This is a genomic window from Achromobacter sp. MFA1 R4, assembly GCF_900156745.1.
Taxonomy (GTDB): Bacteria; Pseudomonadota; Gammaproteobacteria; order Burkholderiales; family Burkholderiaceae_B; genus Achromobacter.
Window position 1 is genome coordinate 1,955,293 of record NZ_LT707065.1, and the last position, 16,894, is coordinate 1,972,186.

The following is a 16,894-nucleotide window of genomic DNA, read 5'->3' on the forward strand; positions in this document are numbered from 1 at the left end:
CATGCTGCCCCTGGACACCCTGATCGCATTTTTTGGCATTGCCGTGCTGCTGGCGCTGACGCCAGGGCCGGACAACCTCTTCGTGCTGATGCAGTCGGCCATCTGGGGACGCAAGGCGGGCATGTTCGTGGTGCTGGGCCTGTGCACCGGACTGCTGGGGCACACGGCGGCCGTCGCGGTGGGATTGGCCGCCGTCTTCGCCGCATCGCCCGTGGCGTTTACGGTGCTCAAGCTGGCGGGCGCGGCGTATCTCGCATGGCTGGCCTGGCAGATCCTGCGCGCCCCCGTCGAATCCGAAACCGGCAAGCGCCCCGAGCCCATGCGGCCCGGCGCGCTGTACCGGCGCGGCATCGTCATGAACCTGACCAATCCAAAGGTGCTGCTGTTCTTCTTTGCCTTCCTGCCGCAGTTCACCTCGCCCCGGCTGGGCCCGGTGGGCCTGCAGACCATGCAGCTGGGCGCGGTGTTCATCGTGTCGACGCTGCTGGTGTTCGGGGCCATCGCGTTCTTCTCGGGTGCGTTCGGCGAACTGCTGCAACGCTCGGTGACGGCCAAGCGCTGGCTGAACCGCATCGCGGCGCTGGTGTTCGTGGGCCTGGCCGTGCGGCTGGCGACGGCCTCGCGCTAAAGCGCGGCGCCCCGGCATCAAGGCCGTGGCCAAGGGGCCGGGGCCCAGCCTGCTGGCGCTCAGGCGGCCTTGAACCGCACGATGCCGTCCGCGTCCTGCGCGCGCGTCAACTTGCCTTCGAAATACAGCGCATGCAGATGCGCCAGCGCTTCGCCCATGGCGAACGTGAGCTGGTGCAGGTCCAGCTTGCGCTTGAACAGCACGGGCACGATGTCGGAGGTGGACTGGGGCTGGACCGCACAGGCTTCCAGCACCTCGGCCAGCCGGTCGCGGTGATGCTCGTGCTGCTGCGCGATGCGCTCGTGCAGCCCCGTGAACGGACGGCCGTGCGACGGCAACACCAGCGTGTCGTCCGGCAGGCCGTCGTAGCCATCCAGCGAACGCAGGTACAGGGGCAGGGGATTGGCGTCGGGTTCGTAGTCGAACACGCTGACGTTGGTGGAAATGCGCGGCAGCACCATGTCGCCCGAAATCAGCACGCCCAGGTCGGGCGAAAACAGCGACGCATGTTCCGGCGCGTGGCCATAGCCCACGATGATGCGCCAGTCGCGTCCGCCGATGCGCACCTGATCGCCGTCCATGATGCGCGTGTAGCGCGATGGCACGGCGGGCACCAGGTTGGGGTAGTAGTTGGCGCGCTGGCGGATCTGCTCCTGCGCGTCGGGGTCCGTCAGGCCGTGGCGGGCGAAATGCTCGACCGCCGATTGCCCGCCCGGGCCCGCGCCGGCGTCATTGCGGCGCGACGACCACAGCGAGGCCACCATGAAATCAGTCATCGTCATCCACAACCGGGCGTTCCAGCGTTCGCACAGCCAATGGGCCAGGCCGATGTGGTCCGGGTGCATGTGGGTGACGATCACGCGCAGCACGGGCAGGCCGTCCAGCTCGTTCCTGAACACGTCTTCCCACAGCGTCTTCACTTCGTCGCGCGAGATGCCGCAGTCGACGATGGTCCAGCCGTCCTTGCCGTCGATGCGGTCGCGCAGCAGCCAGAGGTTGATATGATCCAGCGCGAACGGCAGCGGCATCCGGATCCACTTGACGCCTTCCGCCACCGCATGCGCGCGCCCGGCTTCGGGCTGGAAATCGGCCCAGGGATACTGCAGCTTCTGTTCGTTGGGGTTCATTGCCTCTCGCTCCACGCTTGACGATCTGGTCAAGTCATCATAATTTACGTTTACGTAAACTGCCACACGTCGCATGCCCCCGTCAACCTGGACCATCTCTGAACTCGCGCGCGAGTTCGACGTCACGCCCCGCACGATCCGCTTCTACGAAGACCAGGGGATCGTCAGCCCGGCGCGCGAGGGCCGCAACCGCATCTTCGGGCCGCGCGACCGCACGCGCCTGAAACTGGCGTTGCGCGGCAAACGCCTGGGCCTGCAGCTCTCCGAGATCCTGACGCTCATTGACATGTACGACGGGCCCGGCGACACCGAGGTGCAGTTGCGCCAATACCTTTCCGTGCTGGAACAACACCGCGTCACGCTGGAGCAGCAGCGCCGCGACATCGACGACACGCTCCAGGAAATCAGCGAACAGGAGCGCCAGTGCCGCGTCCTGCTGGCGCAGCAAAAGTCCTAGGCGCGCATGGCAGTCCTGCACACCGTCGGGCTTTTCATCCTGACCGCCCTGGCCGAAATCATCGGCTGCTACCTGCCGTATCTGTGGCTGCGCAAGGGCCACTCCATTTGGTTGCTGGCGCCCGCCGCAGTCAGCCTCGCGTTGTTCGCGTGGCTGCTGACCCTGCATCCCACCGCGTCGGGACGCGTCTATGCCGCCTACGGCGGTGTCTATATCAGCATGGCGCTCTTGTGGCTGTGGGCGGTGGACGGCGTGCGCCCCAGCGCCAGCGATTTCATCGGCGTGGGGCTATGCCTGGCCGGGATGCTGGTGATCATGTTCGGCCCGCGGGGCACATGACGCGACCCGCCGGGCCGCCATCACCACGACGCAACAACGCCACAACGCAAGCAAGCTTTCGCGCCGGCCCCGCGCCGACCGATGCGCTTCATCACAGACCGTAGACGCTTCAATCAGCTAGGGATAACCCGAATCCAATTTACGTTTACGTAAACGTAATATTTGCACTGCATCATTGCGCGGCGCTGGTCGATCGGCGCATCATGGATCACCCCGAGCCTGCGCCCACGCCCCCTCGTGCGGGCCTATGAATGTAAGTACCTACTATCACGGAGACATCGATGAATCTTCCCGGCCTGAACTTCGACCTGGGCGAAGACCTGGACATGCTGCGCGACGCCGTACGCAATTTCGCGCAGGCCGAGATCGCGCCGCGCGCCGCGGAAGTCGATCGCAGCGACCAGTTCCCCATGGACCTCTGGCGCAAATTCGGTGACCTCGGCGTGCTGGGCATGACCGCCGACGAGGAATACGGCGGCGCCAACATGGGCTACCTGGCCCACATGGTCGTGATGGAGGAAATCTCCCGCGCCAGCGCCTCCATCGGCCTGTCGTACGGCGCGCACTCCAACCTGTGCGTGAACCAGATCAACCGCAACGGCACGGCGGCCCAGAAGGCCAAGTACCTGCCCAAGCTGATCTCGGGCGAACACGTGGGCGCGCTGGCCATGAGCGAACCGGGCGCGGGCTCCGACGTCGTCAGCATGAAGCTGCGCGCCGACAAGAAGGGCGATCGCTACGTGCTGAACGGCACCAAGATGTGGATCACCAACGGCCCGGACGCCGACACGCTCGTCGTCTACGCCAAGACCGACCCCGAGGCCCACCAGCGCGGCATCACCGCCTTCCTGGTCGAAAAGGGCTTCAAGGGATTTTCCGTGGCGCAGAAGCTGGACAAGCTGGGCATGCGCGGCAGCCACACCGGCGAACTGGTGTTCCAGGACTGCGAAATCCCCGAAGAGAACGTGCTGGGCCAGGTCAACGGCGGCGTCAAGGTGCTGATGAGCGGCCTGGACTACGAACGCGCCGTGCTGTCCGGCGGCCCGCTGGGCATCATGCAGGCCGTGATGGACGTGGTGGTGCCGTACATCCACGACCGCAAGCAGTTCGGCCAGGCCATCGGCGAATTCCAGCTCATCCAGGGCAAGGTCGCCGACCTGTACACCACGCTGCAGGCCAGCCGCGCCTTCTGCTATCAAGTGGGCAAGAACCTGGACAAGCTGGGCGCCGAGCACGTGCGCCAGGTGCGCAAGGACTGCGCCGCACTGATCCTGTACACGGCCGAGAAGGCCACGTGGATGGCGGGCGAGGGCGTGCAGATCCTGGGCGGCAACGGCTACATCAACGAATACCCGGTGGGTCGCCTGTGGCGCGACGCCAAGCTGTATGAGATTGGCGCGGGCACCAGCGAAATCCGCCGCATGCTGATCGGCCGCGAACTCTTCAACGAAACCGCCTGACCGTCTTATCCACAGGCCGCGCCGCCATGATCCGCACGTCCGACCTCCAGCACATCGAGCAGGCTCCCGCGCCGGGACCGTCGCCGCTGGACGTTGCGCGCCTGATCCTGGCGGGCTTTGACCGCCACTACGCGCTGTTCCGCTACAGCGCGCAGCGCGCCAAGGCCCTGTTCGAATCCGGCGACTGGCACGGCATCCAGCACCTGTCGCGCGAGCGCATCGAGTACTACGACATGCGCGTGCGCGAATGCGCCACGCAGCTTGAAGGCGTACTACGCGGGCGGCCGGAAGGAGCGGTGGGCGCTTCGGGCGCCAATGGCGGCAGCAACGGCAGCGGCAACGGCGCCGCCGCCCCCTCCCTGACCGACGCGCAGACGGCCTACTGGCAACAAATCAAGCAGGAATTCGTCGGGCTCCTGGGCGAACACCGCCAGCCGGAATGCGCGGAAACCTTCTTCAACTCGGTGTCGTGCCGGCTGCTGCACCGGGATTACTTCCACAACGATTTCCTGTTCGTGCGGCCGGCAGTGGCCACCGACTACCTGGACAGCAGCATCCCCTCCTACCGCGTGTACTACCCGGTAACCGACGGCCTGGAAAAAAGCCTGATCCGCATGGTGGCCGACTTTGGCCTGGCCCTGCCGTTCGAGGACCTGCCGCGCGACACGCGGTTGCTGGCCCGCGCCGCGGTGGCCAAGCTGCGCGCGGTGCTGCCGCGCCACGTCGGCCGGCGCATCGCCACCGACTGCCAGATCCACGCGCTGGGCTCGCTGTTCTTCCGCAACAAGGGCGCCTACATCGTCGGCCGCCTCATCAACCAGACCACCGTCTATCCCTTTGCCGTGGCGCTCACGCGCAACCCGGCGGGACAGGTGGCGCTGGACGCGCTGCTCTTGGGCGCGGACGACCTGAGCACGCTGTTCAGCTTCACGCGCGCGTATTTCCTGGTGGACATGGAAACGCCCGCCGCGGTGGTGAACTTCCTGTCGAGCCTCTTGCCGCGCAAGCCCAAGGCCGAGCTCTACACCATGATCGGCCTGCAGAAGCAGGGCAAGACGCTGTTCTACCGCGACTTCCTGCACCACCTCGCCCATTCGCGCGACGCCTTCGACATCGCGCCCGGCATCAAGGGCATGGTGATGTGCGTGTTCACGCTGCCGTCCTATCCCTACGTGTTCAAGCTGATCAAGGACCGCATCGACAAGGACGGCATGGACCACGCCACCGTGCGGCGCAAGTACCAGATGGTCAAGCTGCACGACCGCGTGGGCCGCATGGCCGACACCTGGGAGTATTCACAGGTCGCCCTGCCGCGCGCCCGGTTCGCGCCCGCGCTGCTGGACGAACTGCGCCGGCTGGTGCCCAGCCTCATCGAGGAAACCGGCGACACGGTCGTCATCCGCCACGTCTACATCGAACGCCGGATGACCCCGTTGAATATCTATCTGCAGCAGGCGCCGGACGCGCTGCTGGAGCCGGCGGTGCGCGAATACGGGGACGCCATCCGGCAGCTTGCCGCGGCCAACATCTTCCCCGGCGACATGCTCTACAAGAACTTCGGCGTCACGCGACTGGGCCGCGTCGTCTTTTATGACTACGACGAAATCCAGCGCATGACCGAGATGAACTTCCGGCGCATTCCGCCGGCCCCCAACGAAGAAGCGGAGATGGCCTCCGAGCCCTGGTATGCCATCGGCCCGAACGACGTCTTCCCCGAGGAATTCGGCCGCTTCCTGCTGGGCGATGCGCGCGTGCGCGCCGCCTTCATGCGTCACCATTCCGACCTCCTGGAACCGGACTGGTGGCAGGCCTGCCGCGCCCACGTGGCGCAGGGCCGGATCGAAGAATTTTTCCCTTACGATACGGACAGACGCCTGCGCGCTGAACGCCGTTCAAGCGGCAACGCGGTGTTGTAACCGAAACGCTGTCCCGACCCTCACAGGAGCTAGTCATGTCAGATCCCATCGTTATCGTTTCCGTCGCCCGCACGCCCATGGGCGGCATGCTGGGCAACCTGTCCGGCCTGGCCGCGCACGAGCTGGGCTCGGTGGCCATCAAGGCCGCCGTCGAACGCGCCGGCATCAAGCCCGAACAGGTCGACGAAGTCATCATGGGCAACGTGCTGCAGGCCGGCCAGGGCCAGGCGCCCGCCCGCCAGGCCGCGCTGGGTGCCGGCCTGCCGCTGGGCGTCGCGTGCACCACGATCCACAAGGTCTGCGGCTCGGGCCTGAAGGCCGCGATGTTCGGCCACGACCTGCTGGCCTCGGGCAGCGCCGAGATCGTCGTCGCCGGCGGCCAGGAAAGCATGAGCAACGCGCCCTACCTGCTGCTCAAGGGCCGCCAGGGCTACCGCTACGGCCACAACACCGTGTACGACCACATGGCGCTGGACGGCCTGGAAGACGCCTACGACAAGGGCAAGGCCATGGGCGTGTTCGCCGAAGACTGCGCCTCCAAGTATTCGTTCACGCGCGAACAGCAGGACGCCTTCTCGCTGGAATCGCTGCGCCGCGCCCGCGCCGCGTCGGAGGACGGCAGCTTCAAGTGGGAAATCGCGCCCGTCACCGTCGCCGGCCGCAAGGGTGACACCGTGATCGACACCGACGAAGCGCCCACCAAGGCCATGCCGGAAAAAATCCCGACCTTGAAGCCCGCCTTCAAGAAGGACGGCACCGTCACCGCCGCGAACTCCTCGTCCATCTCCGACGGCGCCGCCGCCATGGTGCTGATGCGCGCGTCCACCGCCGAAAAACTCGGCGTCAAACCGCTGGCCCGCATCGTCGCGCACTCGCAGCACTCGCAGGAACCCAACTGGTTCACCACCGCCCCCGTCGGCGCGCTGAAGAACCTGTTCAACAAGACCGGCTGGAAGGCCGAGGACGTGGACCTGTACGAGATCAACGAAGCCTTCGCGGTGGTCACCATGGCCGCCATGACCGACTTCAAGCTCCCGCATGAAAAGGTCAACATCCACGGCGGCGCCACCGCGCTGGGCCACCCGATCGGCGCCTCGGGCGCACGCCTGATGGCCACCCTGATCGGCGCGCTGCGCAAGACCGGCGGCAAGCGCGGCGTGGCCACGCTGTGCATCGGCGGCGGCGAAGCCGTCGCAATGGCCATCGAAATGGTCTAAGCAGTTGCCTGCTTCGGGGCGGGTTTCGTCCCTCCCCCGAGCAGGATTTCGCTGCGCCTTTCTGGCATTGCAATCACCGCGACGGGTCGGTCGCGGGCCATGCAGGAAAGGCGCAACGAAATCCTTGAATCCAAATCGACAAGAATGCCCGGCCCACCGGGCAGCGAGACAACCCGCTCTCTTTTCGAGCGCCTTCAAATTCCAATCAAGCAGGACGGGTGGTACCCCATGCCCATCATCGAATCCCGCATCAATCCGCGGTCGCAGGACTACATCGACAACGCGAGCGCCATGCAGGCTCAACTGGACGACCTGAACCAGCAGCTGGCGCAGACGGCCCTGGGCGGCAGCGAGTCCGCCCGCGCCAAGCACACCGCGCGCGGCAAGCTCCTGCCGCGCGACCGCGTGGAAAACCTGATCGATCCGGGCACCCCGTTCCTGGAACTGTCGCCGATGGCGGCGCACGGCATGTATGGCGGCGACGCGCCCGGCGCGGGCGTCATCACCGGCATCGGCCGCGTGTCCGGCACCGAGTGCGTGATCGTCTGCAACGACGCCACGGTCAAGGGCGGCACCTACTATCCGATGACGGTCAAGAAGCACCTGCGCGCGCAGGAGATCGCCGCGCAGAACCATCTGCCCTGCGTGTACCTGGTGGACTCCGGCGGCGCCAACCTGCCGCAGCAGGACGAAGTCTTCCCGGACCGCGAACACTTCGGCCGCATCTTCTACAACCAGGCGCAGATGTCCGCGCAAGGCATCTCGCAGATCGCCGTGGTGATGGGATCGTGCACCGCCGGCGGCGCCTACGTGCCCGCCATGAGCGACGAGTCCATCATCGTCCGCAACCAGGGCACCATCTTCCTGGGCGGCCCCCCGCTCGTCAAAGCCGCCACCGGCGAAGAAGTCAGCGCCGAAGATCTGGGCGGCGGCGACGTGCACACGCGCCTCTCCGGCGTCGCGGACCACCTGGCCGCCAACGACATGCATGCGCTGCAACTGGCGCGCAACGCCGTCGCGCGCCTGAACCGCAAGAAGCCGCAGCCGCTGGCCACGATCCCCGTGCGCGAGCCGCGCTACGATCCCAGCGAACTGAACGGCATCATCCCCGCCGACACCCGCAAGCCCTATGACGTGCGCGAAGTCATCGCGCGCATCGTCGACGGCTCCGAATTCGACGAATTCAAGTCGCGCTTCGGACCCACGCTGGTCACGGGCTTTGCGCATATCCATGGCATGCCTGTCGGCATCGTCGCCAACAACGGCATCCTGTTTTCCGAATCCGCGCAAAAGGGCGCGCACTTCATCGAACTGTGCGCGCAGCGCAAGATTCCGCTGGTGTTCCTGCAGAACATCACCGGCTTCATGGTCGGCCGCAAATACGAAAACGAAGGCATCGCGCGCCATGGCGCCAAGATGGTGACGGCCGTCGCCACCGCGAACGTGCCCAAGTTCACCGTCCTGATCGGCGGCTCGTTCGGCGCCGGCAACTACGGCATGTGCGGCCGCGCCTATTCCCCGCGCATGCTCTTCATGTGGCCCAACGCCCGCATTTCGGTGATGGGCGGCGAGCAGGCCGCCAGCGTGCTGGCCACCGTCAAGCGCGACGGCATCGAGGCGCGCGGCGGGCAGTGGTCGGCGGATGAGGAAAACGCCTTCAAGGCGCCCATCCGCGAACAGTACGAACGCGAAGGCCATCCGTACTACGCGACGGCGCGGTTGTGGGACGACGGCATCATCGCCCCGGCCGACACGCGCCGCGTGCTGGGACTGGCGCTATCCGCGGCGTTGAACGCGCCGATCGAAGACACCAAGTTCGGTGTCTTCCGAATGTAGGTCGCCCACAACTTCTACGCGCTTCGCGCCCCTTCCGAACACTTCAGCTTGGATAACGCAATGTTCGATACTGTGCTGATTGCCAACCGCGGCGAAATCGCCTGCCGCGTCGCCGCCACCGCGCGCCGCATGGGCCTGCGCACCGTCGCCGTCTATTCCGACGCGGACGCCAACGCCCGCCACGTCGCCGCGTGCGACCAGGCCGTCTACATCGGCGGCTCCGAGCCGCGCGCCAGCTACCTGCGCGCCGACGCCATCCTGCAGGCCGCGCGCGACACCGGCGCGGGCGCCATCCATCCCGGCTACGGCTTCCTCTCCGAGAACGAAGCCTTCGCCCAGGCCGCGCAAGACGCCGGCATCGCCTTCGTCGGCCCGCCCGCATCCGCCATCGCCGCCATGGGCAGCAAATCCGCCGCCAAGTCCCTCATGGAAAAAGCCGGCGTGCCGCTCGTGCCCGGCTACCACGGCGACAACCAGGACCCGCAGTTCCTCAAGTCGCAGGCCGACAGCATCGGCTATCCCGTGCTCATCAAGGCCAGCGCGGGCGGCGGCGGCAAGGGCATGCGCATCGTCGAATCGTCCGGCGCCTTCCTGGACGCATTGGCCTCGTGCCAACGCGAAGCCGCGTCCAGCTTTGGCGACGACCGCGTCCTGATCGAACGCTACCTGCAAAAGCCGCGCCACATCGAAATCCAGGTATTCGCCGACACGCACGGCAACTGCGTGTACCTCTTCGAACGCGACTGCTCCGTGCAGCGCCGCCACCAGAAAGTCATCGAAGAAGCCCCGGCTCCCGGCATGACCGAAGAACGACGCCGCGCCATGGGCGAAGCCGCCGTCGCCGCCGCGCGCGCCGTCGGCTACGTCGGCGCCGGCACCGTCGAATTCATCGCCGAACCCGACGGCCGCTTCTACTTCATGGAAATGAACACGCGCCTGCAGGTCGAGCACCCGGTCACCGAAATGATCACCGGCCACGACCTCGTCGAATGGCAGTTGCGCGTCGCCGCCGGCCAGCCGCTGCCCGCGCGCCAGGAAGACCTGCGCATCAACGGCCACGCCATCGAAGCCCGCATCTACGCCGAGAACCCCGAAAAGGGCTTTCTGCCGTCCATCGGCACGCTCGCCTACCTGGGCCTGCCGCCGCACACGGCGTTTGCCAACGGCGACGTCCGCGTCGACGGCGGCGTGCGCATGGGCGACACCATCACCCCGTTCTACGACCCGATGATCGCCAAGCTCATCGTGCACGGCGCCGACCGCGACCAGGCCCGCGCCCGCATGCTGCAAGCGCTGGCGCAGACGCAAGCCGTCGGTGTGCAGACCAACGTCGCCTTCCTGGCGCGGTTGATGAAGGACAGCGCCTTTGCGGCCGCTGATCTGGACACCGGCCTCATCGAACGCCAGCGCGCCACGCTGCTGCCCGACCCGCAACCCGCCGATGCCGACACCCTGTCGCTGGCCACCGCCGCCGTGCTGGTGCGCCAAGGGCTGGCACAGCCGGGCGCACAGGGCGCGGGCAAAGGCCCCACCGACCCGTGGGACGCGCGCGACGGCTGGCGGCTGGGCGGCCAGTACCGCCGTCAATTGCAATGGACCGACAACGGCGAAGCCCGCCACGTTACCGTGGCCCGCCAGGGCGGCGCCTGGACGCTGGACACCGGCGAGGGCGCGCGGCCCTTCCTGTGGCGCTCGCACGCCAGCGCCAACCCGAACCTGGCCTATGGCCTGCGCATCACTCTGCAAGGGCATGAAAGCGCCGGCACGGTCGTCCTGCACGGCGACCGCGCCTACGTCTTCCGCGAGGACGGCTCGCACGTCCTGGAGCTGTATGACGCGCTGACGCACTCGCAGGACACGCAGGGCGAACACGGCGCGGGCCTGGCCGCGCCTATGCCGGGCAAGATCATCTCGATCTCGGTCAAGCAGGGCGACAAGGTGGAAAAGGGCCAGCCGCTGCTCGTGATGGAAGCGATGAAGATGGAACACACCATCTCCGCGACCACGGACGGCACCGTGGGAGAAGTGTTCTATGGCGTAGGCGATCAGGTGACCGAGGGCGCGGAGTTGGTGTCGATCGCGTAGCGACGGTTCGCGCTTGCATGGCGGCTCTCGGCGGCTTCGTCGGGGGCCGTTTTGTTTTGGGCGGGCAGCGCCGGCCGTCCCGACCCGGGTTTAGCTGTCCGTCAGCGCCCCGCGCCTAGAATCGGCGCTTCCCCCCGCGCCACGCCCACCATGTCTGCCGCCGACACGCCCAGTCCGCTTTCCTGTCCGCCCTTCCTGCATTTCCTCTGCGGACGCGTCGCCGCCTCGCTGGCGTTTCAGATCGTCTCCGTCGCGGTGGGCTGGCAAATCTACGCACTGTCCGGCAGCGCGCTGGACCTCGGCCTCATCGGCCTCGCCCAATTCCTGCCCATGGCCGCGCTGACGCTCGTCGTCGGCCACGTCGCCGACCGCTACGACCGCCGCAAGATCGTCGCCCTATGCATGGCGCTCGAAGCCCTGGCCACGCTGGTGCTCGCGATTGCCGCGCTGCACGGCGTCGGCGGCAAGACGCTCATCTACGCCACCATCATCATCATGAGCTCGGCCCGCGCCTTCGAAGCGCCGACCCTGTCCACGCTGATCCCCGCCGTCGTCCCGCGCGAATGGCTGCCGCGCGCCACCGCGCTGTCCTCATCGGGCGGGCAGATCGCGCAGATCGCCGGACCGGCGCTGGGTGGGGTCGGATACAGCCTCGGAGCAGGGTGGATCTACTGCGTCGCCGCGGCGTTGTATCTGACGGCCTTCATCGCCATCGCCACCCTCGTCATCGACCGCGCGCCGCCGCGCAAAGAGCCGACCACGTGGCGCACGCTGTTCGGCGGCATCACCTTCATCTTCCAGCGCCGTTTGCTGCTGGGCACGTTGTCGCTGGATCTCTTTGCCGTGCTGCTGGGCGGGGCGACGGCGTTGCTGCCGATCTTTGCCAAAGACATTCTCAACGCGGGGCCGTGGGCGCTTGGCGCCTTGCGTGCGGCGCCCGCCTGCGGCGCGGCGTTGATGTCGTTGACGCTGGCGCGCCTGAGCCTGGGTGAGAACGTCGGGCGGCTGCTGTTCGGCTCGCTCATCGTCTTCGGATTAGCGACCACGGTGTTCGGGCTGTCGACGTCGATTCCGCTGTCGATTGCCGCCCTCGTCGTGCTGGGCGCAGCAGACGCGGTCAGCGTTGTCGTGCGGTCGTCGCTGGTGCAGTTGAATACGCCCGATCACATGCTGGGCCGGGTCAGCGCGGTGAACACCTTGTTTATCGGCGCGTCCAACCAGCTCGGAGAATTCGAATCCGGCTTGACGGCGCAGCTATTCGGTGCGGTGCCGGCGGTGGTGATCGGCGGAGTCGGGACGATCGCGGTGGCGGGGTTGTGGATGCGGTGGTTTCCGGAACTGAGGCGGTTGCGGACGCTGCAGGGGAACGAGGTCGCGCAATCGTAGATCGTGGCGGGCCAGGTCGGCGCGGTAGATGCCTCTTGGTCACCCGCCCTCTTGCGGGCCGACCGCCGCACGCCCAGATTTTCCGCAACGCTCCGCGCTCCAGATCGCCACGCCCATGATCGCGATCCCCGCCAGTTGCAGCGCGTCGAAGCGCCGGTCGAAATACAGCCAGTCGATCAGGATCGCCACGGCCGGATAGACAAACTGGAACACAGCGATCCGGCCCGTCGTCAGGCGCGCCATTCCCTTGTAGATCAACGTGTAGGCCGCGGCAGTGTGGATCAACCCCAGGCCCGCGAGCCAGATCCATGAAACGCCCCAAGCCGGCCAACCCTGCTGCATCGGCCAGACCCACAACACCGCCGTCCCCAACGCGCATTGCCACCATGCCAGGACGCCTGCCGGCCTGTCGCCCAGGCGCCGCGTCATGACGGTCGCAAAAGCCATGCATATCGAACCGATCACGCAGAACGCAATGCCCCACCAATAGCCGGCCCGCGACGCCGCCGACAGCGCCGACGCATCGTGCTCCAGCACGCCGGTCGCCAGCACCAGGCCGATCGTCGCCACGAACACCGAGACCATGCGCTGCCGGCTGCTACGCTCGTGCAGCCACACTGCACCCAGCAACAGCACCCACATCGGCTGAATGTGGAACAGCACCACCGCCATTCCCGCCGACGTGCGCTCGATCGCCGCGAAGAACAGCACCCAGCTCAACACCATCAGCGTACCGGCCCCCAGCACCAGCGGCGCGCTGGACTTAGTCAGCCGCAACGCGCGCGCCTGCCCACGAACCGTCATCCATACCGTCAGCCCGGCAAGACCGAAGGCGCACCGGAACCACGCCGTCGTCAGCGCACCCGCGTCCGCCAAGTGTACAAACACGCCTATCGTTCCCAGCAGCCCCGACCCCAGCAAAAATGGCAGGGCGCTTGTGACTGCGCCCCCGCGCGAGGTGGCAGGCGCTTTGGGGGAAAAGTCGGTGTGCAAGAGCTGATCCGTATTCATGCAGCCAGTTTGCCGCGCACCGCCACGGCCGAAAAGCGCATAATTCTTCTATCTTCCATTCGAAAATCGAAACACCATGAGCCTCTCGGCACGCGATCTCCAGATGGACTGGCTGCGCTCTTTCGTCGCCGTCATCGACGCGGGCTCCCTGTCTCGCGCGGCAGGCGAAGTGCACCGATCCCAGTCCGCCGTCAGCATGCAGCTCAAGAAACTCGAAGCCGCGCTCGGGCACAGACTGATCGAGCGCGACACCCGAACGCTGGAACTCACCACCGAAGGCCAAAAGCTGCTGGGCTATGCGCGCCGCATCCTGGACCTGCAAGCCGAAGCCCACGTCGCCCTGGGCGCGGAAGCACTGCGCGGCGTGGTGCGCCTGGGCGTTCCCGACGACTACGCGGCCAAATACCTGACGCCCGTGCTAAAGCGCTTTGCCCCGCGTCACAGCGGCGTGGAAATCGTCTTGAGCTGCGAGCAATCGACCTCGCTGATCCCGCGCGTGGCCTCGGGCGACCTGGACTTGGCCCTGGTGTCGCGCGACCACGCGCGCCGCGGCACCTTGCTGTTCCATGAACCCATGGTGTGGATCGGCTCGGAAGAATTCGCGCTGTGGCGCCGCGATCCGCTACCCATCGCCATGTACGAAGAATCCAGCCTCGCACGCCGCAGCGCGCTGAACGCGCTGGCGCTGCAGGGGCGCAAGCACCGGCTCGTGTACAACAGCTCAAGCCTCGCGGGACAGATCGCCGCGGTCGAAAGCGGCCTGGCGGTTGCGGTGCTCACGCAGTGCAGCGTTCCCCCGCACTTGCAGATACTGGGCAGCCAGCATGGGCTTGGGCCGTTGGAGCCTATGCAGGTTGCGGTTTATCGGAGCAAGGCGTCGCGCGGGTCGAAGGCGGTGGATAGCCTGCATGGGTTGCTGGTCAACACGTTGAGGCTGGTTGACGGGGTTTGAACCCGGTATGGACTGATCGCATCCCTGGCGACTATGTATCGGACGGATCTGATGGCGACGCGCTGCCAATGGCTCGAAACTCTTACTTTATGCGTCCAGGTTCCGTAATACTTCAAGCCATGCTGGCTCTAGCACCGCTAACCGACACCATGGCTGCCGACGGTGTGCAGACCGAACAGGAGCTTTACGCGATATGCTCCGCGGATTCGCAGGCCGGAATGCGAGATTGCCTGGCCCGCGCCGCCGAGGAGAGCGGCAAGGCGCTGGTGGCAGCGCAACGGCAAGCTGCCGCAGCCCTGGACAAGTGGGACGAGGAAAGACAATACGTTGACCAGGCCAAGGCGCGGCTCGCGGCATCGAATCGGGCATTCGCGGAATACCGTTCGGCGCAATGCGAGTGGTCCGCATCGATGAGTGGCGGCGCGGCGGGCAACGCGCACGAAATGGGCAAGCTGGCCTGTGTCGCCGAGCTCAATCAACGCAGGGCCAGGCAATTACGCGAGGCGGTGGAGGATCTGCCGTTGAAATAGCCTGCGCCCTCGCGCTACGAGCGCATGACAAGGCTGACCGCAAGGACGCGTGTAAGTACGCTCTTAGGTCAACTGATGCGACGTCAGCCAGTCTTTCAGCGCATTATTGATGCGCGTCTGCCAGCCCCGTCCTGTCGCCTTGAAAGCAACCAGGATATCCTCATCGAGGCGAATGGTGGTGGCGGACTTTCGGCTTGCGGTAGTGCTACCTACAGGACGCCTGCGCCATCGCACGATATCGGCAGGTTCGTGCACGCGAGCATATTCGCCTCGTGCGGCCTGCTTCGCGCTACGCAGCAGTGAGGCCTCAAATTCGGCCATCTCGGCATCAGGTTTCCTGGCCATCAAAGCACTCCTTGATTTTGACGGGGAACGAGGCGGGAAGATTGTCGACCTTGGCTGCCTGCCACTAACCAGTCTCCCCGTCCCGCTCAAGCGTGAGAATGCGAGCTGGGCGTCTACGCACACCCAGATTCTTGAATGAGATCACCCCTGCTCGCTAGGAGATCTATTGTGGCGCTGCTGATCCGGCCTTCCCCGTAGCGGAACCTGAAATCAGACGAAGAGCGCACAGAGAGACTCTTCGCCAATGTGACGACTTCCGATTGCATGAGCGAATCTGCAACATAACAGTTGCCGTCTCAGTGACGGAGGCTACAACTGACGCCGGCGGCCCTGGCCTCGTTCTGAAGCCGAGCCGCTACTACCTCATCTCAAACCGATTCGCCGCCCCAGCCGCCGGTTCAAAGTAATACTTAGATTCCCGATAAACCAGATCCTGCAATGCAGCATCCAACTTCGGCAGCTGGAAACTGGCAGCACTACGCGCCTTCCGAAAATCCTCAAGGCTTGCGGGCAGACGCTCCAATGTCATCGACTCCACCACGCACACCCATTCCCGCGCCAACACGCCGCACGAATCCTTGACCATCTTGGGCTGGTCGTCCGGCAACTTGAACCCATCCGTCAGGACCACGTCGCCCGCCTTCAGCGTGATCGTCGCCAACGGCGTAAACAGCAGCTCAATGTCAACGCCCGCAACCGGCAACATCTCTGCCTCGCGATTGTGGAAGGCGCGCCTGGCCCCCTCCACCCAGCGATACTCCCGGGCGGCCTCATTGCAGCCGTCCCCGAAGCGCAACGTGACCTCGCAGCCGGAGCCCAGCCCATCCTCGCTCGGCGAAAGCGGCGTCCAGGGTCCGTCCTTCTTGAAGTCGATATCCGCCGTCTCGGTCAGCGTCGCCATGCCGAGATCCTTCAGATAATCCATCGATTTCGCGCGCACCGTCGAGTCCGGCAACGCCGTGCGCGGCTGGTGATAGGTGATGCGATTGAGCCGGTATTCGCCGGGCCACACCGGAATCACCTGATACGCGACCGCGCCGTGCGTCGTCTGGAACATCGGTCCCGTATCGGAGAAAACAAACTTGTGCTTGCCTTGCCCCACCGTGATCGCGAATCCCTTCTCGGTCTTATGTTGCCAGTGCAGGAACGTGCTGCTCTGGCGGGTAAATTGATCCCGCGTCGCCGCATCATCGAAATCGCGCGGCGGCTGCGCATCGAAATTGACGGTCGGGACCACCACCAGCGCCATGTCCTCGAGCGCTTCACTAAGCAACTTGTCGGTGGTCCCGCGATGCCGCTCCCGCACCGCTGCCGCGTCGGCCGCCAGCTTTCCATCATTTGGCGACTGTGCCCAAACCGCGGCCGGGGCGAGCAGGGCGGACACGCATACAAGGGCAAGCACGCGGCGAGACAGCGTCATCGGTCTTCGTTCCTTTATGAGTTCGGATGTTGAGAAAATCTGCGCCTGCCACTGAATCCTGCCAGCGGGATGCGGGCGGGGCGCCAGGGCATGATATCGCGGCAAGCGTCATGGCATGCGCCAGACGCCTCTGCTTCCTGGCCGCGCCCCGCAAGCGCCAATGCCGCCGCACAGAGTAGACTGGC

General features: G+C 66.0%; 15 protein-coding genes. 11 read left to right on the top strand and 4 right to left on the bottom strand.

Annotated features, from left to right (window positions below):
* Position 1 precedes the first annotated feature (1 nt).
* A complete protein-coding gene (locus tag BXA00_RS08810) occupies positions 2-628 on the top strand; it encodes a LysE family translocator (protein WP_076518077.1) in 627 nt (208 codons plus the stop codon).
* A gap of 59 nt (positions 629-687) precedes the next feature.
* Here BXA00_RS08810 and BXA00_RS08815 read toward each other — a convergent pair whose 3' ends face one another.
* Positions 688-1,755, bottom strand: a complete 1,068-nt coding sequence (locus BXA00_RS08815) for an MBL fold metallo-hydrolase (RefSeq protein ID WP_076518079.1) — start codon at positions 1,753-1,755, stop codon at positions 688-690.
* Positions 1,756-1,828: 73 nt separating this feature from the next.
* Here BXA00_RS08815 and BXA00_RS08820 point away from each other — a divergent pair, with 73 nt between their 5' ends.
* From BXA00_RS08820 to BXA00_RS08855, 8 genes are all read left to right on the top strand, one after another.
* Positions 1,829-2,212 carry a MerR family DNA-binding transcriptional regulator gene (locus BXA00_RS08820; RefSeq protein ID WP_076518081.1) on the top strand — a complete coding sequence of 128 codons (384 nt, stop codon included), beginning with the start codon at positions 1,829-1,831 and terminating at the stop codon, positions 2,210-2,212.
* Positions 2,213-2,218: 6 nt separating this feature from the next.
* Positions 2,219-2,551, top strand: a complete 333-nt coding sequence (locus BXA00_RS08825) for a YnfA family protein (RefSeq protein WP_076518083.1) — start codon at positions 2,219-2,221, stop codon at positions 2,549-2,551.
* A 281-nt stretch (positions 2,552-2,832) separates the two neighbouring features.
* Positions 2,833-4,011: an isovaleryl-CoA dehydrogenase gene (locus BXA00_RS08830; RefSeq protein ID WP_076518085.1), complete on the top strand. Its 1,179-nt coding sequence runs from the start codon at positions 2,833-2,835 to the stop codon at positions 4,009-4,011.
* A gap of 26 nt (positions 4,012-4,037) precedes the next feature.
* On the top strand, positions 4,038-5,927 hold the full coding sequence (gene aceK, locus BXA00_RS08835) for a bifunctional isocitrate dehydrogenase kinase/phosphatase (RefSeq protein ID WP_076518087.1): 1,890 nt from the start codon (positions 4,038-4,040) through the stop codon (positions 5,925-5,927).
* Between the two features lie 35 nt (positions 5,928-5,962).
* On the top strand, positions 5,963-7,144 hold the full coding sequence (locus tag BXA00_RS08840; RefSeq protein ID WP_076518089.1) for an acetyl-CoA C-acetyltransferase: 1,182 nt from the start codon (positions 5,963-5,965) through the stop codon (positions 7,142-7,144).
* A gap of 228 nt (positions 7,145-7,372) precedes the next feature.
* A complete protein-coding gene (locus BXA00_RS08845) occupies positions 7,373-8,980 on the top strand; it encodes a carboxyl transferase domain-containing protein (protein WP_076518091.1) in 1,608 nt (535 codons plus the stop codon).
* Between the two features lie 60 nt (positions 8,981-9,040).
* Entirely contained in the window at positions 9,041-11,065 is a 2,025-nt protein-coding gene (locus tag BXA00_RS08850; RefSeq protein WP_076518093.1) for an acetyl/propionyl/methylcrotonyl-CoA carboxylase subunit alpha, read from the top strand.
* A 150-nt stretch (positions 11,066-11,215) separates the two neighbouring features.
* On the top strand, positions 11,216-12,451 hold the full coding sequence (locus tag BXA00_RS08855) for an MFS transporter (protein WP_076518095.1): 1,236 nt from the start codon (positions 11,216-11,218) through the stop codon (positions 12,449-12,451).
* A 39-nt stretch (positions 12,452-12,490) separates the two neighbouring features.
* On the opposite strand, the gene BXA00_RS08860 is transcribed toward BXA00_RS08855, so the two are convergent.
* Entirely contained in the window at positions 12,491-13,462 is a 972-nt protein-coding gene (locus BXA00_RS08860; RefSeq protein WP_083714221.1) for a DMT family transporter, read from the bottom strand.
* 76 nt (positions 13,463-13,538) lie between these two features.
* Between BXA00_RS08860 and BXA00_RS08865 the strand changes: the two genes are divergently transcribed.
* Positions 13,539-14,414, top strand: coding sequence for a LysR family transcriptional regulator (locus tag BXA00_RS08865; RefSeq protein ID WP_076518096.1), 876 nt, complete (start codon positions 13,539-13,541; stop codon positions 14,412-14,414).
* Between the two features lie 149 nt (positions 14,415-14,563).
* On the top strand, positions 14,564-14,944 hold the full coding sequence (locus tag BXA00_RS08870; protein WP_231952236.1) for a lysozyme inhibitor LprI family protein: 381 nt from the start codon (positions 14,564-14,566) through the stop codon (positions 14,942-14,944).
* A gap of 63 nt (positions 14,945-15,007) precedes the next feature.
* Here the strand turns inward: BXA00_RS08870 and BXA00_RS08875 are convergent, their stop codons facing one another.
* Both BXA00_RS08875 and BXA00_RS08880 read right to left on the bottom strand, forming a co-directional pair.
* Positions 15,008-15,289 carry a BrnA antitoxin family protein gene (locus BXA00_RS08875; RefSeq protein ID WP_083714222.1) on the bottom strand — a complete coding sequence of 94 codons (282 nt, stop codon included), beginning with the start codon at positions 15,287-15,289 and terminating at the stop codon, positions 15,008-15,010.
* Between the two features lie 358 nt (positions 15,290-15,647).
* A complete protein-coding gene (locus BXA00_RS08880) occupies positions 15,648-16,709 on the bottom strand; it encodes a hypothetical protein (protein ID WP_076518100.1) in 1,062 nt (353 codons plus the stop codon).
* Positions 16,710-16,894: the final 185 nt, after the last annotated feature.

Coding starts and splice junctions, on each gene's coding strand:
- BXA00_RS08810 (WP_076518077.1), top strand. CDS start 2: ATGCTGCCCCTGGACACCCTGATCGCATTTTTTGGCATTGCCGTGCTG.
- BXA00_RS08815 (WP_076518079.1), bottom strand. CDS start 1,755: ATGAACCCCAACGAACAGAAGCTGCAGTATCCCTGGGCCGATTTCCAG.
- BXA00_RS08820 (WP_076518081.1), top strand. CDS start 1,829: ATGCCCCCGTCAACCTGGACCATCTCTGAACTCGCGCGCGAGTTCGAC.
- BXA00_RS08825 (WP_076518083.1), top strand. CDS start 2,219: ATGGCAGTCCTGCACACCGTCGGGCTTTTCATCCTGACCGCCCTGGCC.
- BXA00_RS08830 (WP_076518085.1), top strand. CDS start 2,833: ATGAATCTTCCCGGCCTGAACTTCGACCTGGGCGAAGACCTGGACATG.
- aceK (WP_076518087.1), top strand. CDS start 4,038: ATGATCCGCACGTCCGACCTCCAGCACATCGAGCAGGCTCCCGCGCCG.
- BXA00_RS08840 (WP_076518089.1), top strand. CDS start 5,963: ATGTCAGATCCCATCGTTATCGTTTCCGTCGCCCGCACGCCCATGGGC.
- BXA00_RS08845 (WP_076518091.1), top strand. CDS start 7,373: ATGCCCATCATCGAATCCCGCATCAATCCGCGGTCGCAGGACTACATC.
- BXA00_RS08850 (WP_076518093.1), top strand. CDS start 9,041: ATGTTCGATACTGTGCTGATTGCCAACCGCGGCGAAATCGCCTGCCGC.
- BXA00_RS08855 (WP_076518095.1), top strand. CDS start 11,216: ATGTCTGCCGCCGACACGCCCAGTCCGCTTTCCTGTCCGCCCTTCCTG.
- BXA00_RS08860 (WP_083714221.1), bottom strand. CDS start 13,462: ATGAATACGGATCAGCTCTTGCACACCGACTTTTCCCCCAAAGCGCCT.
- BXA00_RS08865 (WP_076518096.1), top strand. CDS start 13,539: ATGAGCCTCTCGGCACGCGATCTCCAGATGGACTGGCTGCGCTCTTTC.
- BXA00_RS08870 (WP_231952236.1), top strand. CDS start 14,564: ATGGCTGCCGACGGTGTGCAGACCGAACAGGAGCTTTACGCGATATGC.
- BXA00_RS08875 (WP_083714222.1), bottom strand. CDS start 15,289: ATGGCCAGGAAACCTGATGCCGAGATGGCCGAATTTGAGGCCTCACTG.
- BXA00_RS08880 (WP_076518100.1), bottom strand. CDS start 16,709: ATGACGCTGTCTCGCCGCGTGCTTGCCCTTGTATGCGTGTCCGCCCTG.